Here is a 24,575-nt window from a genome sequence, read left to right as displayed (position 1 = left end):
CTCGTGGCTGCGGTGGATGCAGAGGGACGTCCCCGAGGGGGTGGACGGGGACGCGTGACGGTGAAGTCTTGTGAAGGCTATGGAACCAGAAGCCGGGACGGACGGCCGCCCGCGGCTCAGCGCCGCGACATGTAGATGTCGAGCGCCTTGTGCAGCAGCTTGTTCAGCGGGAAGTCCCACTCGCCGAGGTACTCGGCCGCCTGGCCGCCGGTGCCGACCTTGAACTGGATCAGGCCGAACAGGTGGTCCGTCTCGTCCAGCGAGTCGGAGATGCCGCGCAGGTCGTAGACCGTGCCGCCGAGCGCGTAGGCGTCGCGCAGCATCCGCCACTGCATGGCGTTGGACGGGCGTACCTCGCGGCCGATGTTGTCGGAGGCGCCGTAGGAGTACCAGACGTGGCCGCCGACGATCAGCATGGTGGCCGCCGACAGGTTCACGCCGTTGTGGCGGGCGAAGTACAGCCGCATGCGGTTGGGGTCCTCGGTGTTGAGGGCCGTCCACATGCGCTGGAAGTACGACAGGGGGCGCGGGCGGAAGTGGTCGCGGACCGCGGTGATCTCGTAGAGCCGCTGCCACTCCTCCAGGTCCTGGTAACCGCCCTGGACGACCTCGACGCCGGCCTTCTCGGCCTTCTTGATGTTGCGCCGCCAGAGCTGGTTGAACTGCTTGTGCACCTCTTCCAGCGAGCGGTTGGCCAGCGGGACCTGGAAGACGTAGCGCGGCTGGACGTCGCCGAAGCCGGCGCCGCCGTCCTCGCCCTGCTGCCAGCCCATGCGGCGCAGCTTGTCGGCCACTTCGAAGGCGCGCGGCTCGATGAAGTCGGCCTCCATGTCGCGCAGCCGCTTCACGTCCGGGCTCTGGATGCCCTTCTTGATGGTCTCCGCGTTCCAGCGGCGGATGATCACCGGCGGGCCCATCTTGACCGAGAACGCGCCCTGCTGCTTGAGGTGGGCCAGCATCGGCTGGAGCCAGTCCTCCAGGTTCGGGGAGAACCAGTTGATGACCGGACCCTCGGGGAGGTAGGCGAGGTAGCGCTTGATCTTGGGGAGCTGGCGGTAGAGGACCAGACCGGCGCCGACCATGTCACCGGTGCGCTCGTCGAACCAGCCGAGGCTCTCCGAACGCCACTCCGCCTTCACGTCGGCCCATGCGGGGACCTGCATGTGACTGGCCGACGGCAGGCTCTGGATGTATGCCAGATGCTGCTCGCGGCTGATGGTCCTCAGGGTCAGACTCATGTCGGGGCGCTCCTCGGGCTGGTGTGTCCCCATGGGATCAGGGGCTCCGGCTCTCGCGCCGAAGCCTACTGCGCCCTGCGAGCGCCCCGAATGGGGCGTGCGGCACCGGTGTTCCGGCCCGTCGGCGGACCGGAACGTTCCAGGTGCTCGTGCTGCCGTCGCGAACGGGCGGCCGGGTGGGGTCAGCCGCCGATGAGACCGCCGAACAGGCCGCCGTTGGCCATGCCGATGAGGAAGCCGACCCCGGAGGCACCGAGCCCGATGATCAGGCCGAAGCGCTCCCGGGTGGTGATCGAGATCCACTGCCCGTAGGCACCGGTGATCAGGCCGATCAGGCCGGCCCAGGAGGCCACCAGGTGGAGGCCGTCGATGAAGCAGGTGACGAAGGCCAGCAGACCCAGGACGAGCGTCACCACCGTCAGGGTGTCCTGGAGGGGATGGGGCTTGCCGTCACTGGCCAAGAGGGAGCCGGCGGTGGTCGGTCGCAATGCCTGGGTCATGAGGACCTCCTGCGGATCGCGGCGCACTGTAGCGCCCTACACACCCGATGTGTACAGATTGCGGGCTCCCCGGGCCGGATTTCAACCGGAAGCGGGTGGGCGGGTAGTCTGTAACGTCTGCACCGGTGTCTGCCCTGGCCCGTGGCGGCCCACTGTGGACGGTTCTCGCGGAACCTTCGATTGTCAGTGGCGGCCGATACCGTTGCGTACGCATCACGACCCTCCTGCCACGGAACGACCGTGGCCGCTGAGTCCAAAGGAGGTGGGTTCCACATGCGTCACTACGAGGTGATGGTCATCCTCGACCCCGATCTCGAGGAGCGTTCTGTCTCCCCGCTGATCGAGAACTTCCTCTCTGTCGTCCGCGATGGCGGCGGCAAGGTGGAAAAGGTCGACACCTGGGGCCGTCGTCGTCTCTCGTACGAGATCAAGAAGAAGCCTGAGGGCATCTACTCGGTCATCGACCTGCAGGCCGAGCCTGCGGTCGTCAAGGAGCTCGACCGCCAGATGAACCTGAACGAGTCGGTCCTCCGGACCAAGGTCCTCCGCCCCGAGATGCACTGAGCTTTTCCGCTCAGCTGATCTCGGGATTCGAGTAGCAGCAACCAAGCAGCCAGAGCAATCCCGCCGAGAGGTTCCCCATGGCAGGCGAGACCGTCATCACGGTCGTCGGCAATCTTGTCGACGACCCCGAGCTGCGCTTCACCCCTTCCGGTGCGGCGGTCGCAAAGTTCCGCGTCGCGTCCACTCCCCGCACCTTCGACCGGCAGACCAATGAGTGGAAGGACGGCGAGAGCCTGTTCCTGACCTGCTCGGTCTGGCGTCAAGCGGCGGAGAACGTCGCGGAGTCGCTCCAGCGAGGCATGCGCGTCATCGTGCAGGGCCGGCTGAAGCAGCGGTCGTACGAGGACCGCGAGGGTGTCAAGCGCACGGTCTACGAGCTGGACGTCGAGGAAGTCGGCCCCAGCCTGCGCAACGCGACGGCGAAGGTCACCAAGACCTCCGGCGGCGCCCGCGGCGGCCAGGGCGGTTACGGCGGCGGTGGCAACCAGGGCCAGGGTGGTGGCGGCTGGGGCGGTGGCTCCGGCGGCGGCAACCAGGGCGGTGCCCAGGCCGACGACCCGTGGGCTTCCGGCGCTCCCGCCGGTGGCAACCAGGGTGGCGGCGGCTGGGGCGGCGGTTCCGGCTCCGGCGGCAGCGGTGGCGGCTACTCGGACGAGCCCCCCTTCTAAGGGCTCGCATCCCACTTCTTGATCACACAGGAGAAACACCATGGCGAAGCCGCCTGTGCGCAAGCCTAAGAAGAAGGTCTGCGCTTTCTGCAAGGACAAGGTCACGTACGTGGACTACAAGGACACGAACATGCTGCGGAAGTTCATTTCCGACCGCGGCAAGATCCGTGCCCGCCGCGTGACCGGCAACTGCACGCAGCACCAGCGTGACGTCGCCACGGCCGTCAAGAACAGCCGTGAGATGGCGCTGCTGCCCTACACGTCCACCGCGCGCTAAGGAAGGGTGACCTACACATGAAGATCATCCTCACCCACGAGGTCTCCGGCCTCGGTGCCGCCGGCGAGGTCGTCGACGTCAAGGACGGGTACGCCCGCAACTACCTGATCCCGCGGAAGTTCGCTATCCGCTGGACCAAGGGTGGCGAGCAGGACGTGGCGCAGATCCGTCGCGCCCGCAAGATCCACGAGATCCAGACCATCGAGCAGGCCAACCAGATCAAGGGCCAGCTCGAGGGTGTCAAGGTCCGTCTGGCCGTCCGCTCCGGCGACGCCGGTCGTCTCTTCGGTTCCGTCACCCCGGCCGACATCGCTTCCGCGATCAAGGCTTCCGGTGGCCCCGAGGTCGACAAGCGCCGCATCGAGCTGACCGCTCCGATCAAGACCCTGGGCGCCTACGAGACGTCCGTGCGTCTGCACCCCGAGGTTGCCGCCAAGGTGACCCTCGAGGTCGTCGCGGCCTGATCGCCGTGACCGCTCGGCTCGTATGAGCTGGTGAGGGGCCGCATCCTTTCGAGGATGCGGCCCCTTTCTCATGCGCTCAGGGCCTGGCCGGCTCGTGGAGGCACCGGGCACCGGGCGCTGTGAACTGGGCACGTTTCACGTGAAACGGTCAGCGGGTCGCGCCCGTCACGATCCAGCGGCCGGAGCGGGCGCGCAGCCAGAGGGTCACCATCCGCACCGTCATCATCAGCGTCATGGCTGCCCAGATCGCGGTGAGACCGCCGCCCAGCGTCGGCACGAGCAGCGCGACCGGGGCGAACACCGCCAGGGTGACCACCATGGCCCAGGCCAGATAGGGGCCGTCACCGGCACCCATCAGCACGCCGTCCAGGACGAAGACGATGCCGCAGATGGGCTGGGAGAGGGCCACCACCAGCAGCGCCGGCAGTGCCACGTCCTTGACCCCGGCGTCACTGGTGAACAGCGGCAGGAAGAGCGGTCGCGCGGCCACCACCAGCAGACCGAGGACGACTCCGGTGGCGATGCCCCACTGCACCATGCGGCGGCAGGCCGCACGGGCGCCGGGTGCGTCGTCGGCGCCGAGATAGCGGCCGATGATCGCCTGTCCGGCGATGGCGATCGCGTCCAGGGCGAAGGCCAGCAGGCTCCACAGGGACAGCACGATCTGATGGGCGGCGATGTCCGCGTCCCCGAGCCGGGCCGCCATCGCGGTGGCGATCATGAGGATGGCCCGCAGGGACAGCGTGCGCACCAGCAGCGGCACGCCTGCCTGCGCCGAGGCGCGGATGCCGGCGAGGTCCGGCCGGAGAGAGGCCCCGTGGCGGCGCGCACCCCGGACGACCACCCAGAGATAGACCGCGGCCATCCCGCACTGCGCGATCACGGTGCCCCAGGCGGACCCGGCGATGCCGAGCCCGGCGCCGTAGACGAGTACCGCGTTCAGGGCGGCGTTGGCGATGAAGCCTCCGATCGCCACGTACAGCGGGGTCCGGGTGTTCTGGAGTCCCCGCAGCACGCCGGTGGCGGCCAGGACGGCCAGCATGGCCGGGATGCCGAGGGCGGAGATACGCAGATAGGTGGTGGCGTAGGGCGCGGCGGTGGCGGAGGCGCCGAAGAGGTCCACGATGCCGGGGGCGAGGGGGACGACGACGGCGATGACGGCGGCGCCGATGAGCAGGGCCAGCCAGATGCCGTCCATGCCCTGACGGATCGCGGCCCGCAGGTCACCCGCGCCGACCCGGCGGGCGACGGCCGCCGTGGTGGCGTAGGCGAGGAAGACGAAGATGCTCACCGCGGTGGTGAGGAGGGCGGAGGCCACGCCGAGGCCGGCGAGCTGCGCGGTGCCGAGATGGCCGACGATCGCGCTGTCGGCCATGACGAAGAGGGGCTCGGCGACCAGTGCGCCGAAGGCCGGAACGGCGAGCGCCACGATCTCCCGGTCGTGACGCCGCCGGGTGGCCTTGGGGATCGCGGGAGCCTGTGTCATGCGCATCAATCTAATCGTCCACAGGTAAGAGATACAACTGCCTTCTGACCCTTACTTTCGTTTCCGGGGCGCAAGGTTTCGTGCGGCGTTCGAGCTGATCTTGGTCCGACTGGGAAAGTTTTTCTTCTGCACAGCCGGTGTGTGACAAAGATGCAGGTCAGTGCCGTCCTGTCGGGAAGGGCGAGGTCTTGTTCACAGGGCTGTCCACCGGGTCGTGCACAGGTTTCGGGGAGTTCTCCACAGCATATGGACCGTCGTCCACATGGCCTGTGGATAACCAGATTGGCTGACGGTGCCGGGGGGCCTACCGTGGTCCGGCGCCCGCTCCCTCTCCCGGCCGTGGAAACGTCACATATCCGACGCGCCGGAAGCGGAGTTGGGCCTCTTATTTTGTCAGTGCCGTGCCGTAGAACAGAGGGCATGGCGAGGTCCGCTCCGGCGGACGGGAGGAGGTGGCTCGGTGAGCATTTCCGAGCCCTTGGACGATCCGTGGGCCGACAGCGGTCCCAGCGATCGTCTCCCCGCCTCCCGGCGCCGCGGTGACTCCGGCCGCGGCGGCCGTGACGACCAGCACGAGCGCGGCCAGGAGAACGGCGGCTGGGAAGGCGGGTCCGCCTTCGAACGGGTGCCGCCGCAGGACCTGGACGCCGAGCAGTCCGTGCTGGGCGGCATGCTGCTGTCCAAGGACGCCATCGCCGACGTGGTCGAGATCCTCAAGGGCCACGACTTCTACAAGCCGGCGCACGAGACGATCTACACGGCGATCCTCGACATCTACGCCAAGGGCGAGCCGGCCGACCCCATCACCATCGCGGCCGAACTCACCAAACGCGGCGAGATCAACAAGGTGGGCGGCGCCGCCTATCTGCACACCCTCGTCCAGACGGTGCCGACCGCGGCCAACGCCGAGTACTACGCGGAGATCGTCCACGAGCGTGCCGTCCTGCGCCGCCTGGTGGAGGCCGGCACCCGCATCACGCAGATGGGATACGCGGCCGACGGCGACGTCGACGAGATCGTCAACAGCGCCCAGGCCGAGATCTACGCGGTCACCGAGCAGCGCACCAGCGAGGACTACCTGCCGCTCGGCGACATCATGGAGGGCGCCCTCGACGAGATCGAGGCGATCGGCTCGCGCAGCGGCGAGATGACCGGTGTGCCCACCGGGTTCACCGACTTCGATTCGCTGACCAACGGCCTGCACCCCGGCCAGATGATCGTCATCGCGGCGCGCCCCGCCATGGGTAAGTCGACGCTCGCACTGGACTTCGCGCGGGCCGCGTCGATCAAGCACAACCTGCCCAGCGTGGTCTTCTCGCTCGAAATGGGCCGCAACGAGATCGCCATGCGTCTGCTGTCCGCCGAGGCCCGGGTCGCCCTGCACCACATGCGCTCCGGCACGATGACCGACGAGGACTGGACGCGCCTGGCCCGCCGGATGCCGGACGTGTCGGCCGCGCCGCTCTACATCGACGACTCCCCGAACCTGTCGATGATGGAGATCCGCGCGAAGTGCCGCCGCCTCAAGCAGCGCAACGACCTGAAGCTGGTCGTCATCGACTACCTCCAGCTCATGCAGTCCGGTGGCTCCAAGCGGGCCGAGAGCCGGCAGCAGGAGGTCTCGGACATGTCCCGTAACCTCAAGCTGCTCGCCAAGGAGCTGGAGATCCCGGTCATCGCGCTCTCGCAGCTCAACCGTGGTCCCGAGCAGCGCACCGACAAGAAGCCCATGGTCTCCGACCTGCGTGAGTCGGGCTCCATCGAGCAGGACGCCGACATGGTCATCCTGCTGCACCGCGAGGACGCCTACGAGAAGGAGTCCCCCCGCGCGGGCGAGGCCGACCTGATCGTCGCCAAGCACCGAAACGGCCCAACAGCCACCATCACCGTCGCCTTCCAGGGCCACTACTCCCGCTTCGTGGACATGGCCCAGACCTGACCCGCGCGCTGGGCGGCCGAATGCATTCGACGTAACCCGGCTCAGCAGGTGGACTGGGCACATGACGACATGGGACGAAGAGCTGCTTCCGGTGACGCGCCGGGCGTTGACGCACCGGATCGCCGTCGCGCAGGCCGAGGGGCGGGCGCCGTCGCTCATGGCCGCGGTCGTGCGCGGGGGACGGGTGGTGTGGCACGGAGCGCGGACCTCGGTGGAGGGGCACGGGCCGGACGAGGACGTGCAGTACCGGATCGGCTCCATCACCAAGACCTTCACCGCCGTCCTGGTGCTACGGCTGCGGGACGAGGGCGTGCTCGACCTCGGTGACCCGCTGGAGAAGCACCTGCCGGGCACCGGCGCCGGAGAGGCGACCATCGCCGAACTGCTGGCGCACACCGCCGGGTTGACCGCCGAGTCGCCCGCGCCCTGGTGGGAACGGACCCCGGGCTCGACGCGCCCCGCACTGGGTGACGTACTCGGCGAGAAGCCCCTGCTGCACCCGGCCGGCCGGCGCCACCACTACTCCAACCCCGGCTACACCCTGCTCGGCGCCCTGGTGGCGGAACTGCGTGGCGCCCCCTGGGAGCAGGTGCTGCGGGACGAGGTGCTCCTGCCCCTCGGGCTCCGCCGCACCAGCGCCCAGCCCGAAGCGCCGCACGCGGGCGGCTGGGCGGTGCATCCCTGGGCCGACGCGCTGCTGCCCGAGCCGCTGGAGGACCTCGGCCTGATGGCCCCGGCCGGCCAGCTCTGGTCCACCACGGGCGACCTCGCCCGCTTCGCCGCCTTCCTGATGCAGGGGGACGACCGGGTACTGAGCGCCGAGTCGGTGCGGGAGATGCGCACGCCCGCCGCACCCGCCGAGCCCGCCGACGTGGTGGACGGCGCCACGTACGGTCTCGGGCTCCAGATCCAGCACCGGGACGGACGGCTGTTCGCCGGGCACTCCGGTTCGCTGCCGGGTTTCGTGGCCACCCTCACGTTCAGCGTGGCGGACGACGTGGCGGCGGTGGTGCTGGCCAACTGCACCAGCGGCCCCGCGGTCGGCGTGGTGGCCGCCGACCTCGTCCGCATCGTCGCCGAGGCCGAACCGCGCATTCCCGAACCGTGGCGCCCCCTGCCTGAAGTCGATTCCGCGGTGCTGGAGTTGGCCGGGCCCTGGTACTGGGGCACGCACCCCTACGTCCTGCGGGTCCTGGCCGAGGGCATCACGCTGGGCCCGCTGGCCGGCGGCGGCCGCCGCACCCGGTTCCGGGCGAACGGTGACGGCACCTGGACCGGGCTGGAGGGCTACTACGCCGGGGAGGTGCTGGAGGCCGTACGGCGGTCGGACGGAAGGGTGAGCCACCTGGACCTCGGCTCGTTCGTGTTCACGCGTCAGCCGTACGAGGAGGGGGCTCCCGTGCCCGGTGGAGTCGACGCGGAGGGCTGGCGGGGGATCGCCCAGGCCTAGCAGCCATGCACGAAGGGCCCTGTTTCACGTGAAACAGGGCCCTTCGTGCATCAACCGCGCAGTCAGAGGCTCAGCTTGAAGCCTTCGTGTGAGGCCGTGAAGCCCAGCCGCTCGTAGAAGCGGTGGGCGTCGGTGCGCTTCTTGTCCGAGGTGAGCTGCACCAGTTGGCAGCCGAGGCGGCGGGAGGTGTCGACGGCCCACTGGATCAGCTCGCCGCCCAGTCCGCTGCCGCGCTCGTCCGCGTGAATCCGTACGGCCTCGATGAGGGAGCGGGTCGCGCCCTGGCGGGAGAGCCCCGGGATGATCGTGAGCTGGAGCGTCCCGATCACCCGGCCGGCGCGGACCGCCACGACGAGGTGCTGGTTGGGGTCGGTGTCCAGTCGCTCGAACGCCGCCAGGTAGGGCGTCAGGTCGTCGGGGGACTCGCGCTGGGCGCCCAGGGGGTCGTCGGCGAGCAGGGCCACGATCGCCGGGATGTCGTCCGGGGTCGCGGGCCGTATGTCGAGGTCGGTCATGGCCCGCAGCCTATGCGGGGACGTGCAGCGACTCCACAGCCCTGACCAGCGGGGCGAGTTCGGGGTTCTGCGCCGCCGTGTCCAGCGCCTCGCGCAGCGCCGCGTCGTTGGTCGGACGCGCCTTCTCCAGCAGCTCGAGGCCGGCCTCGGTGACGTTGGTGTAGATGCCACGGCGGTCGGTGGGGCACAGGTAGCGCTCCAGCAGGCCACGGTCCTCCAGGCGGGTCACCAGCCGGGTGGTGGCGCTCTGGCTGAGGACGACGGCGTCGGCGACCTGCTTCATCTGGAGGTGGCCGCCGTCACCGTCGTGCTGCCTGCTGAGCACGTCGAGCAGGGAGTACTCGCGCACGCTCAGCTCGTGCTGCGTCTGGAGGGCGCGCTCGATGTGCGCCTCGATCCTTCCGTGCAGCAGAGACAGGGCGCACCAGCCCTGCGCGAGGGCGGTGAGCGCGGGGTCCGTCGCTGTCATTGGGTGTTCCTCCGTCCCGGAGCGGCCGGATTCCAGGGTAGAGCACGGCCGCAATATCCGGCGATTGCATTTAACCCGCGTCTGCAACTATTGTGGAAGCACGCAAAGCGCTCCTGCAATCGTTTGGGAAGGTCTACCCCCTCATGCCTCTCGCGCTTCTGGCCCTGGCGATCGGGGCCTTCGGAATCGGGACGACCGAGTTCGTGATCATGGGCCTGCTGCCCCAGGTCGCGGGTGACTTCGGGGTCTCCATCCCCACGGCGGGCCTGCTCGTCACCGGCTACGCCCTCGGCGTGGTGATCGGCGCCCCGCTGATGACCGTGCTCGGTACCAAGGTCCCGCGCAAGCGGATGCTGATGCTGCTGATGGGCCTGTTCATCGCCGGGAACCTGCTCTCCGCCGTCGCCCCCGTCTTCGCGGTCATGCTGATCGGCCGGGTGGTCGCGTCCCTCGCCCACGGCGCCTTCTTCGGCATCGGGTCGGTCGTCGCGGCCGAACTGGTGGCACCGCAGAAGAAGGCCGGCGCCATCGCCATGATGTTCACCGGGCTCACCGTCGCCAATGTGGTCGGCGTCCCGCTGGGCACGCTCATCGGGCAGCAGATCGGCTGGCGGGTGACCTTCGCCATCGTCGCCGTCCTGGGCGTCGTCGGCCTCGCGGGCATCGCGAAGCTCGTACCCGAGGTGCCGAGGCCCGAGGGCGTGCGTCTGCGGCATGAGCTGGCCGCCTTCAAGAACGCCCAGGTCCTGCTCGCCATGGCGATGACGGTGCTCGGCTTCGGCGGAGTCTTCGCCGCCATCACCTACATCGCGCCGATGATGACCCATGTCGCCGGTTTCGCCGACGGCTCCGTCACCTGGCTGCTGGTCCTGTTCGGCCTCGGCATGGTCGGCGGCAACCTGATCGGCGGCAAGTTCGCCGACCGCGCCCTGATGCCGATGCTCTACGTGTCACTCGGCGCCCTGGCCGTGGTGCTCGCGCTCTTCACGCTCACCGCGCACAACAAGATCGCGGCCGCCGTGACCATCGCGCTGATCGGCGCCCTCGGTTTCGCCACCGTCCCGCCGCTCCAGAAGCGGGTCCTGGACCAGGCGCACGGCGCTCCGACGCTCGCCTCGGCCGTGAACATCGGCGCCTTCAACCTGGGCAACGCCCTGTCCGCCTGGCTCGGCGGCATGGTCATCGCGGCCGGGTTCGGCTACACGGCCCCCAACTGGGTCGGAGCCGTCCTCGCCGCGGCAGCCCTGGTGCTGGCCGTCCTGTCGGCCGCCTTGGAGCGCCGCGGATCCCGGTCCGGCGCCGTGCTCGCCTCCGACACGCCCGCCATGCCGGAGCCCGCCCGCCGCTGAGGCCGGCAGTTCCCAGACCTCGTCCGGGCCGGTGAGGAACCCCGGCTCGGACGACCCCACCTCAGAAACTCCCAAGGAGACCCCGCCATGAGCACCACCACCTTCGCGCCGCTCACCATCGAGGACGCCGAACTGCTCATCGCCACCGCCCGGCGTGCGGCCGAAGACGCCGGTGTCACCGTCAGCGTCACCGTGCTGGACGCCGGTGGCCACCTGCTCGCCTTCCGCCGGGACGACCGGGCCGTGCTGATCTCCGGCGAGACCAGCACCCGCAAGGCGTACACCGCGCTCCAGCTCGACGCGCCGACCGCCGATCTGGTCGACGCCGTGCAGCCCGGCGGCCTCTTCCACACACTGCCGACCGCCCTGGACCGCCCGCTCCTGTTCATCGCCGGTGGCGTCCCCGTCCACCGCGACGGCCGGCTGATCGGCGCGATCGGCGTCGGCGGCGGTGCGCCCGAGCAGGACCACGGCTTCGCCACCGAGGCCTTGACCGCCCTGGTCTGAGCGAACCGCGCACACATGGCGAAGGCCCCCGCCGTATCGCGGGGGCCTTCGCCATGCCGGGATTCAGCCCGCGGCCACCGTCAGCGGTGCGAACCTCCGGGTCCAGTCCCCCGGCACACCGGGCGCGCCGAGCATCATGACGGCGTTCGACATCACCGGCGCCAGCCCCCGGGCCTTCGCCCAGACCAGCAACTCCTCATGGCGCGCGTCCACATCGGTACGGAGCGGGCGGTCGGTGCCGGCCGCGAGCGACTCGACGAGGGCCTTGGCCGTCTCCGTGTCGCGGGCGATCAGGGGGCCGATGACATGGGTCCGCATGCTGGGCCACGCGGCGGCGTACCCGATGATCCGGCCGTCCTCCTCCGCCACACGTACCTGATCGGCGAAGGCGGGCAGCCGGACCAGAACCGGGGTGCGGTCGACGCCGAAGACCTCGGCGTCGAGACGGAGGATCGAGGGAAGGTCCTCGGCGGTCGCGGCCCGCGTCGGCACGGACGGCTCCGATTCGTCCGGCCTGAAGCGCCCCATGAGCATCTCCGCTCGGCCCACGGTCTTGAAGCCGAGCTCCTCGTAGAGCGGACGGCCCAGCGGGGTGGCATGCAGGGTCAACGGCGTACCGTCCATGGCCGCCACGACGTGCCGCATCAGACGGCGTCCCACGCCCTGACGGGAATGGCGCTCGGCGACAAGGACCATGCCGATCGCACTCAGGTCCACCCGTTGCCCGGGGCCGTACTCCATGACGACGCACGCGGCGACCAGGCCACCTTCGGGGGCGTCGATGCCGTAGCCGTGGCCCGCGGTGAGCAGCAGCCCCCATTTGTGTTCCTCGCGGGGCCATCCCCGGTCCTGGGACAGATCGGCGCAGGCGGTGAGATCGCGCAGAGTCAGACGGCGGATGGGCAGCGCGGCGAGTGAAGAGATCGGCACGCCGGTCAGGTTGTCCGAACCGCACCCCTCGCGTCCACCGGATTCGGAGACCTCTTACCGCTTCCGGCCAGATTCTCCGCTTGGAGCAAACCACTGACGGCCGACGCTGTTTCACGTGAAACGTCGGCCTGTCGTGGCGGTCAACAGCGTAATCGGGCGAAGCCCGCCAAGAGCCGTCTTTCCGGGTAATGGGATGTGGCACCTTGCGGCGATGCCACGCTGCGGAACGAGTGCTGCGGTCCTCCGCCCCGGCGGGGATCACGCGCTTCCGAGGGGGAAAGCGCAGACCGCCGCAGGAGTGCGAGCGAGGGCACACATGGAAGCTCCGGCCACCCCATCGCGGGACGACGGCACGGCGAACGGCGTCGGCCGACGGCCACGGCACGCGGCCGGTCCACACCCGGCGCCACCCCGCCCGCAGACCTCCTGGGACGCGCTGCTCATCCGCCGCACGATGGCGGAGATCGCACCCCTGGCCGACAAGGTGACCTCGTACTTCTACGCCCTGCTCTTCGTCCGCCACCCGGAGCTGCGCCCCCTGTTCCCGCCCGCGATGGACACCCAGCGGGACCGGCTGCTGCGGGCCCTGCTCACCGCCGCTGAGCACATCGACAACACCCCGGTACTCCTCGACTATCTGCGCAACCTCGGCCGGGGCCACCGCAAGTACGGCACCCGGCCCGAGCACTACCCGGCCGTGGGCGCGTGTCTGATCGGCGCCCTGAGCACCTACGCCACCCACACCTGGAACCCGCAGGCGGAGGCGGCCTGGGGCCGCGTCTACGCGACCATCTCCCAGGTCATGACCGAGGCCGCCGAGGCCGACGGGCGGGACGCGCCGCCCTGGTGGCACGCCGAGGTCGTGACCCACGATCTGCGGACGCCCGACGTCGCCGTGATCACGCTGCGCCCCGACCAGCCGTACCCCTTCCTGGCCGGGCAGTACGCGAGCGTCGAGACGCCCTGGTGGCCGCGTGTCTGGCGGCACTACTCCTTCGCCTCGGCGCCCCGCGCCGACGGGCTGCTCACCTTCCATGTGCGGGCGGTCCCGGCCGGCTGGGTCTCCAACGCCCTGGTGCACCGCGCCTGCCCCGGTGACGTGGTGCGCCTCGGGCCGCCGGTCGGCTCGATGAACGTGGACCACGCCACCGACAGCGGCCTGCTCTGCCTGGGCGGCGGCACCGGGATAGCCCCGATCAAGGCCATGGTCGAGGAGGTCGCCGAACACGGCGCCCGCCGCCCGGTCGAGGTCTTCTACGGCGCCCGTCACGACCACGACCTGTACGACATCGACACCCTGCTCCGGCTGCGGCAGGCCCACTCCTGGATATCCGTCCGCTCGGTCATCGACCGGGAGGACCGCCACCTCCACGACGCGGTGCGGGCGAGCGGTCCCTGGCGGGACTACGACGCGTACCTCTCCGGCCCGCCCGGCATGATCCGTAGCGGTGTCTCCGCGTTGCAGGCACTCGGCGTTCCGGCACCCCGCATACGCCACGACCCCGTCGAGGATCTGGTGATCAGCGGCTCCTGAGCGAGCGCGTGACGATCAGCCCAGATCGGGGGCGTGCATGGCGCGGACACCTTCGATGTTGCCGTCCAGATAGTGCCGCAACGACAGCGGGACGAGGTGGACGGAGGCGATGCCGACCCGGGTGAACGGGATGCGGACGATGTCGTACTCCCCGGCCGGCTCCTCCACCTCGGGACCGTGGCGGAGCGCGGGGTCCATGGACTCCAGGCGGCAGACGAAGAAGTGCTGGACCTTCACCCCGGTCGCCCCGCCGTCCTCGCCGATGTGCTCCACGGTGTCCACGAAGCAGGGCACGACATCGGAGATCTTGGCGCCGAGTTCCTCGTACACCTCGCGGTGCAGGGCGTCGACGACGGTCGGGTCCTCGGGCTCGACGCCGCCACCGGGGGTGACCCAGTAGGGATCGACGCCGGGCTTGGTGCGCTTGATCAGGATCAGGTCGTCACCGTCCAGCAGAACGGCGCGGGCGGTGCGCTTGACCACGGGTCGGACGGTCATGGGAACAATGTGGCCCGACCGGTTCCACGTGAAACATCGCGGGCGGCCCCGGACTCACCGTGAGGAGACATTCGCGGAGGAATGCCCGGTCAGCACCACCGCGAGGCGGCCCGCTGGAGCCACTCGTGCGCCCGACCGACATGCGGCAGCGCCAGCGAGCCGGTGCGCACCACCAGGAAGTAGGTCCGCAGCGGCGGCACGGCCGGGTCGTGCAGCAGAACCACCTCGGCCCGGTCGAGCGCGGCCGTGCACAGGTACCGGGGCAGCACCGCGAGTCCCGCCCCCGAGGCCGCACAGGCCAATACCGCCCGCAGGTCCGGCACGATGACCGTCCCCGAGGCCCCTGGACGCGTGTCGAACACGGAGGCCCAGTAGCGCGAGACGAAGGGCAGCGACTCGTGGACTTCGATCACCGGCAAGTTCTTCAGCGCGGCCGCCCCCGTCCGCCGCAGCGCCTCCGGCCCGATCCGCTCGGCCCAGCGCGGCGCGGCGACCAGCACGTGCTCCTCGTCGCAGAGCGGGCTCGCGCTCAGCAGGGCCCCGCGCGGCCGGACCGTGCTGATGGCCAGCTCATGATGGCCCGCCGCCAGCCCTTCCAAGACCTCTTCCGCCGTGCCGAAGCAGGCGCGGAGGGCGAAGCCCTGGCCGTCGGCACCGGTCAGCTCCGTCAGGGCGGGCAGGGCGCGCTCGGTGGTGAACTCCGGAGGTCCGGCCAGATGCAGGGTGCGCAGCGAGGACTCGTCGTCCAGCCCGCTCTCGGCTATCTCCACCAGGGCGTCGAGATGGGGCGCGGCCTTGTGGGCGAGTTCGTCGCCGATGGTCGTGGGGGTCACCCCGCGCGCCTGCCGCAGGAAGAGGGGGCGGCCGAGCTGGCGTTCCAGGGTGCGGATCTGGGAGGTCACGGCGGGCTGGGAGAGGCCCAGCAGCGCGGCGGCGCGGGTGAAGGAGCCGGCCCGGTGCACGGTGACGAAGGTCCGCAGCAGGGCCAGGTCCATGGTGGGGTCCCCTTTCCCTGCCTCCTCGGGCAGGCCGGGCAGGCCCCAACTATAAATAAGTCGATAGGTCTCTGTCGTTACCGTGATTGGACACTGACGCAGAGTCAACTAGCCTTGTTGGCGCGGTTCTTCACGCACGGAACCGGGGGCGGTCCGAGCCACGAGGGGGGAGGCTCGGACCGCCCGCACCGCGCTCTCAGCCCACAGACTCGGCGGACTCGTTCAAGGCCCGCAGCACGTCCGCCACCAGGTCCTCGGCGTCCTCGGCCCCGACCGACATGCGGATGAACCCGTCCGGCACCGCGTCCCCGCCCCAGCGGCCGCGCCGCTCGGCGGTGGAGCGCACCCCGCCGAAGCTCGTCGCGTCCTCGACCAGCCGCAACGCCGCCAGGAACCGCTCGGCGTGCTCGCGGGTGGGCAGCGTGAAGGAGACCACGCAGCCGAAGCGGCGCATCTGCCGCGCGGCGACCTCGTGCGACGGGTCGTCGGGCAGCCCCGGATACCGCAGGCCGGAGACCTCGGGCCGGTCGCGCAGGGCCTCGGCCACCGCGAGCGCCGTGGCGTTCTGCCGGTCGACGCGGAGCGGCAGAGTGGCGATCGAGCGGTGCGCGAGCCACGCCTCCATCGGGCCGGGGATCGCCCCGACGATCTTCCGCCAGCGGCGCACGGCGTCCATCGGCTCGCCCGCGCGGCCAACGACGTACCCCAGAAGGACGTCGCCGTGCCCGCTGAGCTGCTTGGTGCCGCTGGCCACGGCGAAGTCGGCGCCCAGTTCCAGCGGACGCTGCCCGAGCGGCGTGGCGAGAGTGTTGTCCACGGCCACCAGCGCCCCGCGGGCGTGGGCCTCCTCCACCAGCCGCCGGATGTCGCACACGTCGAGCCCCGGGTTGGACGGCGACTCGATCCACAGCAGCTTCGCCCCGTCGAGCACGTCGAGCTGGGCGTCGCCGCCGGTGGGCGCGGTGCGCACCTCGATGCCGAACGCCTCCAGCTGGGCCCGCGCCAGGGGGAGCGCCTGGTAGCCGTCGGAGGGCAGCACGACGATGTCGCCGGTCTTGAGCTGGGAGAAGAGCACCGCGGAGATCGCCGCCATGCCGGAGGCGAACACCAGCGTCTCGGTGTCGCCTGCGCCGGGCGCCTCCAGCTCGCCGATGGCCCGCTCCAGCAGGGTCCAGGTGGGGTTGCCGTCACGGCCGTAGGAGTACGGGCCGCTCACCTCGCCGGGCAGGTGGAAGTGGGCGGCGAAGACCGGTCCCGGCAGGGTCGGCTCGTGCTTCACCGGCTCGGGAAGACCGGCGCGGACGGCGCGCGTGCCGTCGCCGGGGGAGTCCGGGTGCGCGGCGTTGTCGTTCATACGGGCCGTTCCTCCAGATGTTCGCGTACGGAGTCGAGCAGTCCGGCGCTCGCCGCCTCCACCATCTCAAGGCACTCCTCGAAGCCGTCGCGGCCCCCGTAGTACGGGTCCGGGACATCGAGGTCGGCGCCGGCCGCCGGGTCGTAGGAGCGCAGCAGGCGCACCTTGCGGGCGTCCTCCTCGGTGGGGGCGAGGCGGCGCAGGGCCGTCAGGTGGCCGGCGTCGAGGGCGATCACGAGGTCGAGCCGGCCGAACCAGGACGGCTGGAACTGCCGCGCGGTGTGCCCGGTGCCGTAGCCGTGCTCGTCCAGGACGGAGACGGTGCGCGGGTCGGCGTCGTCGCCCTCGTGCCAGCCGCCGGTGCCGGCGCTGTCGGCCTCGATCAGGCCGTCGAGCCCGGCCTCGGCGACGCGCGCCCGGAAGACCGACTCGGCCATCGGGGAGCGGCAGATGTTGCCGGTGCACACGAAACAGACGCGGTAGGTCATGACCGGATCAGTCCTCGTCGGGCAGGACGAGGTTCAGCGCCCAGGAGACGATGGAGATGATCAGACCGCCGAGCACGGCCGCCCAGAACCCGTCCACGTGGAAACCGACGCCGAGCTGCCCGCACACCCACGAGGTCAGCAGCAGCATCAGGGCGTTGACGATCAGGGTGATCAGGCCGAGGGTCAGGATGAACAGCGGGAAGGTGAGCACCTTCACCACCGGCTTGACCAGAAGGTTCACCAGCCCGAAGACCAGCGCGACCACGATCAGCGTGGCGGCCTTCTTGCCCGTGCTGTCACCGGTGAGGGTGATCTTGTCGAGGAGCCACACGGCGACCGCGAGGGCGCCCGCGTTGGCGATCGTCTTGACTAGGAGATTCTTCATGTGTCTGATCGTTGCAGACCAGAATCAGGGTGGACGGCGCGGCAAGGGCGGACGACGGCGATGAAGGTATTCCGGCTGGACGATCTGGAGGCGGAGCGCGTTGCGAACGACGGCGCCTACCTCCAGTTCCTGCGGGAGCGGAACATGTCGGTCGGCCTGTACGCGCTGGACGCCGGCTCCCACGACCCGCAGAACCCCCACTCCCAGGACGAGGTGTACTTCGTGGTCAGCGGCCGGGCCTCGGTCTCGGTCGGTCTTGAGACCACCGAGGTCGCGCGGGGCAGCGTGGTCTACGTGCCCGCCGGGGTGTCCCACAAGTTCCACCACATCAGCGAGGATCTGCGGGTCCTGGTGGTGTTCTCTCCCCCTGAGGGCTGAGGGTCGCGTCTCAGGGTTCCCTAGGGGATGGATCAGGGGACGACAAGGGGTGCGAGACCCCCACTCAGGCCCTCGCCGGCCCTAGCATCGAAGCGGGACATCGAGAACCGCGAGCGCAAAGGACAAGGCGATGCGAGAGATCTTCACGGGCTTGCCGTGGTGGGTGAAGTGGGTCGCGGTGCCGGTCATCGCGCTGGTGGTGTTCGGCGGCCTGATAGCGACCGTGGTCGGCTTCCTGATCGGCCTGCTGTTCAAGCTCCTGCTCTTCGTCGCCCTGGTCGGCGGACTCATCTACGTGGTGCGGAAGTTCACGGCGGGCACCTCCTCGCGCGGCGACTGGTGAGGCGCGGGGGTGCCGGGGAGCGGTGACCCAGGGCGGTAACACGGAACGCCGGTTCCCTCGGGGGAGGGAAGTTTCCCCGGCAGGCCGTCCGCGCGCGGTGGTGGACGGTTAGAGTCCGGAACTCCCGTGAGGCCCCGAACCCCACGGGCGGCACGCACCCCACCCGTGTCCACCCCGCACGGGCGCCCCCACCTCCGCGCTTCGGGAGTAAATCCTTGGCCACGGTCGACACCGCCCCGGCAGGACCCCACGCACCCCCGGCTCCGGCGCGGTCCTGCGCGCCCCCGATGCAGCGGCCGCCCGCCGCCACCGCCCCCGACAAGCACTCCGCGACCCTCATCGGGTCCGTCCAGCGCGCGATGCGTTTGCTGGAGACGGTCGCCGCGCACGAGTACGGCGCCCCCGCCAAGCAACTGGCCCGCGAGACCGGCCTCGCGCTCCCCACGGCGTACCACCTGCTGCGCACCCTGGTGCACGAGGGCTATCTGCGCCGGGACAAGGGGCGGTTCTTCCTCGGCGACGCGGCGGACCGGCTCAGCAGCAGCGGAGCGCAGCAGAAACGTCGCAGCACGGTGGCCGACGCCCTCGCGCACTGGCGCGATCGCATCGGCGCCCCGGTGTACTACGCGATGTACCGGGACGGCGAGATCGAGGTCATGTGTGTGGCCGACTCGCGGGAGACACCCGCGGTCGCGGAGTGGGCCGACTTCCGGGAGACGGGACACGCCCACGCCGTCGGAAAGTGCCTGCTCTCCCAGCTGGACGAGGACACCCGCCGCGAGCACCTCGCGCGCTACCCGGTGCGCTCCCTCACCCCGTACACCGTCCGCGACAACGATGCCCTGCTCAGGCGGCTGGCCAGGACCCGGCGCATGGAACCGGTGGTGGAGCGGCAGGAGTACGCACTTGGCGCGGTCTGTGCGGCGGTTCCGATCACTGTCGGTACAACCGCCGCGACGATGGCGATTTCGCTCCCGGCCCATCAGGCTGATCAACTCCCGTCCATGACAAGGAGGTTGCAGGCGGAAATGGGTCGTCACATGGGTGCGCTGGCGCTCTCTATCAGCATCTGAAAACTCACTCCTTGTGATCTGCCATGCACGTTCAGCTAGATTTGACCCCAGTCAGGGATTAAACCCGGCCAGTCGATGTCTTATGACGGGGTAGGCGATGCGCGAGTCCGTACAGGCAGAAGTCATGATGAGCTTTCTCGTCTCGGAGGAGCTTTCCTTCCGTATCCCGGTGGAGTTGCGCTACGAGACGAGTGATCCCTACGCGGTGCGGCTCACCTTCCATCTGCCCGGTGACGCCCCGGTGACCTGGGTCTTCGGCCGGGAGTTGATGATCGACGGGGTCGGCCGGCCCTGCGGCGAGGGGGATGTGCACATCTCCCCCGTCGACTGCGAGGTGCTGGGCGAGGTGCTGATCCGGCTTCAGGTGGGCGGTGACCAGGCCCTGTTCCGCTCCTCCACGCCGCCGCTCGTGGCGTTCCTCGACCGCACCGACAAGCTGGTGCCGCTCGGGCAGGAGGGTGCGCTGGCCGACTTCGACACCCACCTCGACGAGGCGCTGGGCCGCATCCTGGCCGAGGAGCAGAGCGCGGGCTGAAGGGGTGGGGCCGGCAGGGGCCGAGAAGCGCTCGACCGGACTCCATGAACCTTTGAAGAAACGCTTCTGCACGGGTTAGGCGCCCGCCCCGGCTCCGGTGCCGCCCCGGACCGCAGGCCCTGCCCCGGCCTGCGGCGCCCCCACGCCCCGCTCAGTGCTTCCGGCGCCGTCCCCGGCCGCCCGGGGCCGCGACGGCCTGTGCGCCCGCCGGAGCCGCCGTACCGGGTGCGGGGCGGTCCGCCGAGACGACCAGGGCGGCGAGCGCGGTGGTGACCGGCACCGAGGCGACCAGGCCGATCGAGCCGACCAGCGTGCGCACGATCTCCTCCGCGACCAGCTCGCTGGTGGCCACCGTGCCCACACCGCTCTGCGCGATGGAGAACAGCAGCAGCAGGGGCAGCGCGGCGCCCGCGTAGGCGAGGACCAGGGTGTTGACGACGGACGCGATGTGGTCGCGGCCGATGCGGATGCCCGCGCGGTACAGCCCGCGCCAGCCCATCGAGGGGTTGGCCTCGTGCAGTTCCCACACGGCCGAGGTCTGGGTGACCGTCACGTCGTCCAGTACGCCGAGCGAGCCGATGATGACGCCCGCGAGCAGCAGGCCGCTCATGTCGATCGACGGGTAGAGCCCGTGGATCAGGCCGGTGTTGTCGTCCGTGTTGCCGGTGAGCGCCGCCCAGCCGATGAACTGCGAGCCGAGGACGCCGATCAGCACCAGCGAGACCAGAGTGCCGAGCACCGCCACGGAGGTCCGGGCGGAGAGGCCGTGGCACATGTACAGGGCGATGAGCATGATCGCGCTCGCCCCGACCACGGCCACCAGCAGCGGGTTCGAGCCCTGGAGCACCGCGGGCAGGATGAACAGGGTCAGCACCAGGAAGCTGACAGCCAGGGCCACCAGCGCCATGACACCGCGCAGCCGGCCCACCACCACGACGGCGACCGCGAAGATCCCGGCGAGCAGAGCCATGGGGAACGTGCGGTTCAGGTCGGTGACGGCGTACTGGAGTTCCCTCGGCGCCTTGGGCTCGTAGGCGACCACGACCTTGTCGCCCTGGTGCAGCTGCCGGGTCTGGTCCGGCTGGACCAGCTCGGTGAAGGTACGGCCCTTGTCCTTGCCGGTGTCGACCCGGACCGTGGCCTTCTTGCAGGGGCCCTTCCTGTCCTCCTGGGCAGCGGGAGCGCCGCCCGTGGCGGAGGGGTCGCCGACCGGGTCCTGTCCGCCCGCGCCGCCGACCTGGCAGCTCACCGAGGTGACCGTGGTGACGGTGGCCTGCTGCGTCTGGCGGTCGAAGCCCACGCCGGTGCGCTGGTGCGAGGGCGCGCCGCCGGGCCAGAGCACCACCAGACCGACCACGACGGCCGCGCTGAACGGGATCAGGATGGCCGCGATGACCTTGCGCAGATGCTTGGAGACGGGTGCGGCGGGGCCATGGCTGTGGGAGTGACCGTGCCCGCCTCCCGCGCTGTGCCCGCCATGCCCGCCATGCCCACCGTGACCGTGACCGTGACCGTGCCCATGGCCATCGCCGGGGCCGGAGCCGGGCCGGTGGGGTGGGCCGGGAGGAGGGTGGGGAGGCTGCTGTGTCGTGGTCACGGGCCCGATCATTGCAAGAACGGGGGAGGCCCACTGTTCATCCCGTCATATGGGGCGCTAGCGTGGAGGCACTTTGCACACGCGGGAGCTCGGAGCACCGGGCTGAGAGGGCGCTGACCTCCGTCGTTGCGATGTTTCACGTGGAACGTGGTTCCCCGGGAACATCTGCGGACGGGAATCGCTGCGTCGACCGCCGAACCTGTTACCGGGTAATGCCGGCGTAGGGAGTAGGTCTCATGACCAACAAGGACGCACGCACGCCTGCCTCCGCGCAGCACGCGACGAGCAACTCGTCGGGCGAGGAGGCCGGGAAGTCCATCGGCTGGCACAAGGCGTATGTCGCGGGTTCGCGCCCCGACCTGCGCGTGCCGGTCCGTCAGGTGCATCTCACCAACGGGCGGTCGGTCACGCTGTACGACACCTCCGGCCCGTACACCGATCCGGAAGCCGACACCGATGTCCGCCGGGGCCTGGCCCCGCTGCGGGAGAACTGGATCGTCGCCCGTGGCGACACCGAGGAGTACGCGGGCCGTCCGGTCCGCCCCGAGGACGACGGGATCAAGCACACCTCGCCGCGCGGCGGACTGCGCAACCTGGACGCCGTCTTCCCCGGACGGCCCCGCCAGCCCCGGCGCGGGCGCACGGGCGGGGCGGTCACCCAGCTCGCATACGCCCGCCGGGGGGAGATCACGCCGGAGATGGAGTTCGTGGCGCTCCGGGAGAACGTCGCCCCCGAGGTGGTCCGCGAGGAGATCGCGGCGGGCCGCGCCGTACTCCCCGCCAATGTGAACCACCCGGAGATCGAGCCGATGATCATCGGCAAGCGGTTCCTGGTGAAGGTCAACGCCAACATCGGCAATTCGGCGGTCACTTCCTCGATCGAGGAGGAGGTGGAGAAGATGACCTGGGCGACCCGCTGGGGCGCGGACACGGTCATGGACCTCTCCACCGGCCGCAACATCCACACCACCCGCGAGTGGGTGCTGCGCAACTCCCCCGTGCCGATCGGCACCGTGCCGCTCTACCAGGCGCTGGAGAAGGTCGACGGCCGGGCCGAGGAGCTGACCTGGGAGGTCTACAAGGACACGGTGATCGAGCAGGCCGAGCAGGGCGTGGACTACATGACGGTGCACGCCGGTGTGCGGCTGCCGTACGTCCCCCTGACGGCGAACCGGAAGACCGGCATCGTCTCGCGCGGCGGCTCGATCATGGCCGCGTGGTGCCTGGCGCACCACAAGGAGTCGTTCCTGTACGAGCACTTCGAGGAGCTCTGCGAGATCCTCGCCGCGTACGACGTCACCTACTCGCTCGGTGACGGTCTGCGGCCCGGTTCGATCGCGGACGCCAACGACGAGGCGCAGTTCGCTGAGTTGCGCACGCTCGGCGAACTCAACCGGATCGCCAGGCGTTTCGACGTACAGACGATGATCGAGGGCCCCGGGCACGTCCCGATGCACAAGATCAAGGAGAACATCGACCTCCAGCAGGAGATCTGCGATGAAGCTCCGTTCTACACGCTCGGCCCGCTGACCACCGACGTCGCGCCGGCCTACGACCACATCACCTCCGGCATCGGCGCCGCGATGATCGCCTGGTGGGGCACGGCGATGCTCTGCTACGTCACGCCCAAGGAGCACCTGGGACTGCCGAACCGGGACGACGTGAAGACCGGCGTCATCACCTACAAGATCGCCGCCCACGCGGCCGACCTCGCCAAGGGCCACCCCGGTGCCCAGGAGTGGGACGACGCCCTCTCGGACGCCCGCTTCGAGTTCCGGTGGGAGGACCAGTTCAACCTCGCCCTGGACCCGGACACCGCACGGGAGTTCCACGACGAGACGCTGCCCGCCGAACCCGCCAAGACGGCCCACTTTTGCTCCATGTGCGGGCCGAAGTTCTGCAGCATGAAGATCTCGCAGGACATCCGGCGCGAACACGGCGGCAACCGGGCCGAGATCGAGGAGGGCATGGCCCAGAAGTCGCTGGAGTTCGCGGCCACCGGCAACCGGGTCTATCTGCCGATCGCGGAGGAGCGGTCCTAGGCCGTGTCCGGAAAGTCCCGCCGGGCTTTCAGTCCGGCTGGTGCTCCGGGCCGCCGAAGTCCGGGCTGGAGTAGTCCGGGCTGCTGAAGCGGGGGCGGTCGGTGGCGTTGCCGTCGTCGGGGCTGCTGAAGCCGGGGCGGCCGTAGCCCAGGCGCGGCATCCGGCTGGGGCCGGGGGCCGGCAGGGGCTGGGCGGTGGGGACGCCGGGATGGGCGAGGGCGTCGCGGAGGAAGGGCAGGATGCCGCGTTCCAGCAGCGCGTCACGCCACTCCTCCCGGGCCCGCGCCACCGACTCGCGGGCCTCCTCCTGGGCGGCGGCCTCGGCGGAGGAGCTGTTGCGCAGCGCGGTGAGCAGCAGTGCCACCCCGGCGGCCAGGATCGCCGCCGCCGTCACGGCGCCGAAGACCCAGCCGACGGTGACCATGGTCCGGCCGAACTGCCGGCCGGGGGCGACCATCCGCAGGAGGTAGCCGACCAGCAGGAAGAGCACGGCGGCCGTCCCGGCGAGCACGGGGGCGAGCACGGCGACCATCGCGCTGGCGCCCGCGCCGGCGGCCTCGGCCGTCTCCCCGAGAGCGGCGGCGAGCCCGAGGCCCCCCGGCTCCGCCTCCGCCGGGGCGCTCTCGGTGACGGTCGTCCCGGCTGCCGGAGCCGGATTGCGCAGCTCCTCGCGGGCCTTGACGTAGTGCTGGTACTCGGTGGTGGCGGCCGCCGTGATGAGGGCCGTGGCGCCGAGCGCCATCGTGCGCAGCTGCTCGGGGTTGAGCCGCTGTCCGACGGCGGACAGCTCCGGGTGGTCGGGTGCGGAGCGCAGCGCCTCATCGAGGAGCCGCTCGAACTCCCGGCGGTCCTCGCTCAGCAGGTGCTGCGGAACGCTGTTCATGTGCATCCCCCGATGCGCCGTAGGACTGGGGGCTCGCATGGTGACGAGCCGTCGGGCAGAAACGGAGGGGAGCCTGCTACGGATAAGCCGATGGTAGAGCTGTCATACCGCACG

Annotated in this window: 27 protein-coding genes; 14 read left to right on the top strand and 13 right to left on the bottom strand. The window is 70.4% G+C overall.

Features of this window, described 5'->3' with window-relative positions; all coding sequences use genetic code 11:
• Positions 1 to 116: 116 nt before the first annotated feature.
• Together D0Z67_RS14470 and D0Z67_RS14465 are read right to left on the bottom strand one after the other, a co-directional pair.
• Positions 117 to 1,238 carry a lipid II:glycine glycyltransferase FemX gene (locus D0Z67_RS14470; protein ID WP_031179093.1) on the bottom strand — a complete coding sequence of 374 codons (1,122 nt, stop codon included), beginning with the start codon at positions 1,236 to 1,238 and terminating at the stop codon, positions 117 to 119.
• 182 nt (positions 1,239 to 1,420) lie between these two features.
• Positions 1,421 to 1,738 (bottom strand): hypothetical protein, encoded by a 318-nt coding sequence (locus D0Z67_RS14465; protein WP_031179094.1) that lies wholly within the window; start codon positions 1,736 to 1,738, stop codon positions 1,421 to 1,423.
• A gap of 273 nt (positions 1,739 to 2,011) precedes the next feature.
• Here D0Z67_RS14465 and rpsF point away from each other — a divergent pair, with 273 nt between their 5' ends.
• The 4 genes from rpsF (at position 2,012) to rplI (ending at position 3,711) form a co-directional block, all read left to right on the top strand.
• Positions 2,012 to 2,302, top strand: coding sequence for a 30S ribosomal protein S6 (rpsF, locus tag D0Z67_RS14460; RefSeq protein ID WP_003975025.1), 291 nt, complete (start codon positions 2,012 to 2,014; stop codon positions 2,300 to 2,302).
• 77 nt (positions 2,303 to 2,379) lie between these two features.
• Positions 2,380 to 2,970 (top strand): single-stranded DNA-binding protein, encoded by a 591-nt coding sequence (locus D0Z67_RS14455; RefSeq protein ID WP_031179095.1) that lies wholly within the window; start codon positions 2,380 to 2,382, stop codon positions 2,968 to 2,970.
• 40 nt (positions 2,971 to 3,010) lie between these two features.
• A complete protein-coding gene (rpsR, locus tag D0Z67_RS14450) occupies positions 3,011 to 3,247 on the top strand; it encodes a 30S ribosomal protein S18 (protein WP_003949403.1) in 237 nt (78 codons plus the stop codon).
• A 17-nt stretch (positions 3,248 to 3,264) separates the two neighbouring features.
• A complete protein-coding gene (gene rplI, locus D0Z67_RS14445; RefSeq protein WP_031179096.1) occupies positions 3,265 to 3,711 on the top strand; it encodes a 50S ribosomal protein L9 in 447 nt (148 codons plus the stop codon).
• A 148-nt stretch (positions 3,712 to 3,859) separates the two neighbouring features.
• Here rplI and D0Z67_RS14440 read toward each other — a convergent pair whose 3' ends face one another.
• Complete coding sequence (locus D0Z67_RS14440; RefSeq protein WP_031179097.1) at positions 3,860 to 5,197, bottom strand: MATE family efflux transporter; 1,338 nt, start codon at positions 5,195 to 5,197, stop codon at positions 3,860 to 3,862.
• Positions 5,198 to 5,657: 460 nt separating this feature from the next.
• On the opposite strand from D0Z67_RS14440, the gene dnaB reads away from it, so the two are divergent.
• Together dnaB and D0Z67_RS14430 are read left to right on the top strand one after the other, a co-directional pair.
• Positions 5,658 to 7,136, top strand: coding sequence for a replicative DNA helicase (dnaB, locus tag D0Z67_RS14435; protein WP_031179098.1), 1,479 nt, complete (start codon positions 5,658 to 5,660; stop codon positions 7,134 to 7,136).
• Positions 7,137 to 7,197: 61 nt separating this feature from the next.
• Positions 7,198 to 8,586, top strand: coding sequence for a serine hydrolase domain-containing protein (locus D0Z67_RS14430; protein WP_031179099.1), 1,389 nt, complete (start codon positions 7,198 to 7,200; stop codon positions 8,584 to 8,586).
• Positions 8,587 to 8,648: 62 nt separating this feature from the next.
• On the opposite strand, the gene D0Z67_RS14425 is transcribed toward D0Z67_RS14430, so the two are convergent.
• Both D0Z67_RS14425 and D0Z67_RS14420 read right to left on the bottom strand, forming a co-directional pair.
• Complete coding sequence (locus tag D0Z67_RS14425) at positions 8,649 to 9,101, bottom strand: GNAT family N-acetyltransferase (protein WP_031179100.1); 453 nt, start codon at positions 9,099 to 9,101, stop codon at positions 8,649 to 8,651.
• Positions 9,102 to 9,111: 10 nt separating this feature from the next.
• Entirely contained in the window at positions 9,112 to 9,570 is a 459-nt protein-coding gene (locus tag D0Z67_RS14420; RefSeq protein ID WP_031179101.1) for a MarR family winged helix-turn-helix transcriptional regulator, read from the bottom strand.
• Positions 9,571 to 9,713: 143 nt separating this feature from the next.
• On the opposite strand from D0Z67_RS14420, the gene D0Z67_RS14415 reads away from it, so the two are divergent.
• Positions 9,714 to 10,919, top strand: a complete 1,206-nt coding sequence (locus D0Z67_RS14415) for an MFS transporter (protein WP_031179102.1) — start codon at positions 9,714 to 9,716, stop codon at positions 10,917 to 10,919.
• A gap of 87 nt (positions 10,920 to 11,006) precedes the next feature.
• Positions 11,007 to 11,426: a GlcG/HbpS family heme-binding protein gene (locus D0Z67_RS14410; RefSeq protein ID WP_031179103.1), complete on the top strand. Its 420-nt coding sequence runs from the start codon at positions 11,007 to 11,009 to the stop codon at positions 11,424 to 11,426.
• 63 nt (positions 11,427 to 11,489) lie between these two features.
• Here the strand turns inward: D0Z67_RS14410 and D0Z67_RS14405 are convergent, their stop codons facing one another.
• Entirely contained in the window at positions 11,490 to 12,356 is an 867-nt protein-coding gene (locus tag D0Z67_RS14405) for a GNAT family N-acetyltransferase (RefSeq protein ID WP_031179104.1), read from the bottom strand.
• Positions 12,357 to 12,549: 193 nt separating this feature from the next.
• Here D0Z67_RS14405 and D0Z67_RS14400 point away from each other — a divergent pair, with 193 nt between their 5' ends.
• Positions 12,550 to 13,890 (top strand): globin domain-containing protein, encoded by a 1,341-nt coding sequence (locus D0Z67_RS14400; protein ID WP_420824436.1) that lies wholly within the window; start codon positions 12,550 to 12,552, stop codon positions 13,888 to 13,890.
• A 15-nt stretch (positions 13,891 to 13,905) separates the two neighbouring features.
• On the opposite strand, the gene D0Z67_RS14395 is transcribed toward D0Z67_RS14400, so the two are convergent.
• The 5 genes from D0Z67_RS14395 to D0Z67_RS14375 form a co-directional block, all read right to left on the bottom strand.
• Entirely contained in the window at positions 13,906 to 14,388 is a 483-nt protein-coding gene (locus D0Z67_RS14395) for an NUDIX domain-containing protein (protein ID WP_031179106.1), read from the bottom strand.
• Between the two features lie 89 nt (positions 14,389 to 14,477).
• Positions 14,478 to 15,383: a LysR family transcriptional regulator gene (locus D0Z67_RS14390; protein WP_031179107.1), complete on the bottom strand. Its 906-nt coding sequence runs from the start codon at positions 15,381 to 15,383 to the stop codon at positions 14,478 to 14,480.
• Between the two features lie 196 nt (positions 15,384 to 15,579).
• Positions 15,580 to 16,737 (bottom strand): cystathionine gamma-lyase, encoded by a 1,158-nt coding sequence (locus tag D0Z67_RS14385; protein WP_031179108.1) that lies wholly within the window; start codon positions 16,735 to 16,737, stop codon positions 15,580 to 15,582.
• Positions 16,734 to 17,225 carry a low molecular weight protein-tyrosine-phosphatase gene (locus tag D0Z67_RS14380; RefSeq protein WP_031179109.1) on the bottom strand — a complete coding sequence of 164 codons (492 nt, stop codon included), beginning with the start codon at positions 17,223 to 17,225 and terminating at the stop codon, positions 16,734 to 16,736. The genes D0Z67_RS14385 and D0Z67_RS14380 overlap by 4 nt, the downstream gene beginning before the upstream one ends.
• 7 nt (positions 17,226 to 17,232) lie before the next feature.
• On the bottom strand, positions 17,233 to 17,610 hold the full coding sequence (locus tag D0Z67_RS14375; protein ID WP_031179110.1) for a phage holin family protein: 378 nt from the start codon (positions 17,608 to 17,610) through the stop codon (positions 17,233 to 17,235).
• Between the two features lie 60 nt (positions 17,611 to 17,670).
• Here D0Z67_RS14375 and D0Z67_RS14370 point away from each other — a divergent pair, with 60 nt between their 5' ends.
• The 4 genes from D0Z67_RS14370 (at position 17,671) to D0Z67_RS14355 (ending at position 19,939) form a co-directional block, all read left to right on the top strand.
• Complete coding sequence (locus D0Z67_RS14370; protein ID WP_031179111.1) at positions 17,671 to 17,988, top strand: cupin domain-containing protein; 318 nt, start codon at positions 17,671 to 17,673, stop codon at positions 17,986 to 17,988.
• Positions 17,989 to 18,118: 130 nt separating this feature from the next.
• The gene (locus tag D0Z67_RS14365) at positions 18,119 to 18,331 is read left to right on the top strand and encodes a DUF5326 family protein (RefSeq protein ID WP_031179112.1); all 213 of its coding nucleotides are present in this window, start codon (positions 18,119 to 18,121) and stop codon (positions 18,329 to 18,331) included.
• 215 nt (positions 18,332 to 18,546) lie between these two features.
• Complete coding sequence (locus tag D0Z67_RS14360) at positions 18,547 to 19,404, top strand: IclR family transcriptional regulator (RefSeq protein ID WP_199812119.1); 858 nt, start codon at positions 18,547 to 18,549, stop codon at positions 19,402 to 19,404.
• Between the two features lie 97 nt (positions 19,405 to 19,501).
• Positions 19,502 to 19,939, top strand: a complete 438-nt coding sequence (locus D0Z67_RS14355; RefSeq protein ID WP_030806138.1) for an SsgA family sporulation/cell division regulator — start codon at positions 19,502 to 19,504, stop codon at positions 19,937 to 19,939.
• Between the two features lie 151 nt (positions 19,940 to 20,090).
• Here the strand turns inward: D0Z67_RS14355 and D0Z67_RS14350 are convergent, their stop codons facing one another.
• Complete coding sequence (locus D0Z67_RS14350; protein WP_031179114.1) at positions 20,091 to 21,536, bottom strand: YibE/F family protein; 1,446 nt, start codon at positions 21,534 to 21,536, stop codon at positions 20,091 to 20,093.
• A gap of 236 nt (positions 21,537 to 21,772) precedes the next feature.
• On the opposite strand from D0Z67_RS14350, the gene thiC reads away from it, so the two are divergent.
• Positions 21,773 to 23,578, top strand: a complete 1,806-nt coding sequence (gene thiC, locus D0Z67_RS14345) for a phosphomethylpyrimidine synthase ThiC (protein WP_031179115.1) — start codon at positions 21,773 to 21,775, stop codon at positions 23,576 to 23,578.
• Positions 23,579 to 23,606: 28 nt separating this feature from the next.
• Here the strand turns inward: thiC and D0Z67_RS14340 are convergent, their stop codons facing one another.
• Positions 23,607 to 24,467, bottom strand: a complete 861-nt coding sequence (locus D0Z67_RS14340) for a hypothetical protein (RefSeq protein ID WP_031179116.1) — start codon at positions 24,465 to 24,467, stop codon at positions 23,607 to 23,609.
• Positions 24,468 to 24,575: the final 108 nt, after the last annotated feature.

Origin of the sequence: Streptomyces seoulensis (assembly GCF_004328625.1) — a bacterium.
In the GTDB taxonomy this organism is placed as follows: domain Bacteria; phylum Actinomycetota; class Actinomycetes; order Streptomycetales; family Streptomycetaceae; genus Streptomyces; species Streptomyces seoulensis.
This window is presented reverse-complemented; position numbering and strand designations above follow the sequence as displayed.

Excerpts from the sequence above, each read along its gene's own strand:
- D0Z67_RS14470 (WP_031179093.1), bottom strand. The coding sequence starts at position 1,238 with ATGAGTCTGACCCTGAGGACCATCAGCCGCGAGCAGCATCTGGCATAC.
- D0Z67_RS14465 (WP_031179094.1), bottom strand. The coding sequence starts at position 1,738 with ATGACCCAGGCATTGCGACCGACCACCGCCGGCTCCCTCTTGGCCAGT.
- rpsF (WP_003975025.1), top strand. The coding sequence starts at position 2,012 with ATGCGTCACTACGAGGTGATGGTCATCCTCGACCCCGATCTCGAGGAG.
- D0Z67_RS14455 (WP_031179095.1), top strand. The coding sequence starts at position 2,380 with ATGGCAGGCGAGACCGTCATCACGGTCGTCGGCAATCTTGTCGACGAC.
- rpsR (WP_003949403.1), top strand. The coding sequence starts at position 3,011 with ATGGCGAAGCCGCCTGTGCGCAAGCCTAAGAAGAAGGTCTGCGCTTTC.
- rplI (WP_031179096.1), top strand. The coding sequence starts at position 3,265 with ATGAAGATCATCCTCACCCACGAGGTCTCCGGCCTCGGTGCCGCCGGC.
- D0Z67_RS14440 (WP_031179097.1), bottom strand. The coding sequence starts at position 5,197 with ATGACACAGGCTCCCGCGATCCCCAAGGCCACCCGGCGGCGTCACGAC.
- D0Z67_RS14430 (WP_031179099.1), top strand. The coding sequence starts at position 7,198 with ATGACGACATGGGACGAAGAGCTGCTTCCGGTGACGCGCCGGGCGTTG.
- D0Z67_RS14425 (WP_031179100.1), bottom strand. The coding sequence starts at position 9,101 with ATGACCGACCTCGACATACGGCCCGCGACCCCGGACGACATCCCGGCG.
- D0Z67_RS14420 (WP_031179101.1), bottom strand. The coding sequence starts at position 9,570 with ATGACAGCGACGGACCCCGCGCTCACCGCCCTCGCGCAGGGCTGGTGC.
- D0Z67_RS14415 (WP_031179102.1), top strand. The coding sequence starts at position 9,714 with ATGCCTCTCGCGCTTCTGGCCCTGGCGATCGGGGCCTTCGGAATCGGG.
- D0Z67_RS14410 (WP_031179103.1), top strand. The coding sequence starts at position 11,007 with ATGAGCACCACCACCTTCGCGCCGCTCACCATCGAGGACGCCGAACTG.
- D0Z67_RS14400 (WP_420824436.1), top strand. The coding sequence starts at position 12,550 with ATGTGGCACCTTGCGGCGATGCCACGCTGCGGAACGAGTGCTGCGGTC.
- D0Z67_RS14395 (WP_031179106.1), bottom strand. The coding sequence starts at position 14,388 with ATGACCGTCCGACCCGTGGTCAAGCGCACCGCCCGCGCCGTTCTGCTG.
- D0Z67_RS14390 (WP_031179107.1), bottom strand. The coding sequence starts at position 15,383 with ATGGACCTGGCCCTGCTGCGGACCTTCGTCACCGTGCACCGGGCCGGC.
- D0Z67_RS14385 (WP_031179108.1), bottom strand. The coding sequence starts at position 16,737 with ATGAACGACAACGCCGCGCACCCGGACTCCCCCGGCGACGGCACGCGC.
- D0Z67_RS14380 (WP_031179109.1), bottom strand. The coding sequence starts at position 17,225 with ATGACCTACCGCGTCTGTTTCGTGTGCACCGGCAACATCTGCCGCTCC.
- D0Z67_RS14375 (WP_031179110.1), bottom strand. The coding sequence starts at position 17,610 with ATGAAGAATCTCCTAGTCAAGACGATCGCCAACGCGGGCGCCCTCGCG.
- D0Z67_RS14370 (WP_031179111.1), top strand. The coding sequence starts at position 17,671 with ATGAAGGTATTCCGGCTGGACGATCTGGAGGCGGAGCGCGTTGCGAAC.
- D0Z67_RS14365 (WP_031179112.1), top strand. The coding sequence starts at position 18,119 with ATGCGAGAGATCTTCACGGGCTTGCCGTGGTGGGTGAAGTGGGTCGCG.
- D0Z67_RS14355 (WP_030806138.1), top strand. The coding sequence starts at position 19,502 with ATGCGCGAGTCCGTACAGGCAGAAGTCATGATGAGCTTTCTCGTCTCG.
- thiC (WP_031179115.1), top strand. The coding sequence starts at position 21,773 with ATGACCAACAAGGACGCACGCACGCCTGCCTCCGCGCAGCACGCGACG.
- D0Z67_RS14340 (WP_031179116.1), bottom strand. The coding sequence starts at position 24,467 with ATGCACATGAACAGCGTTCCGCAGCACCTGCTGAGCGAGGACCGCCGG.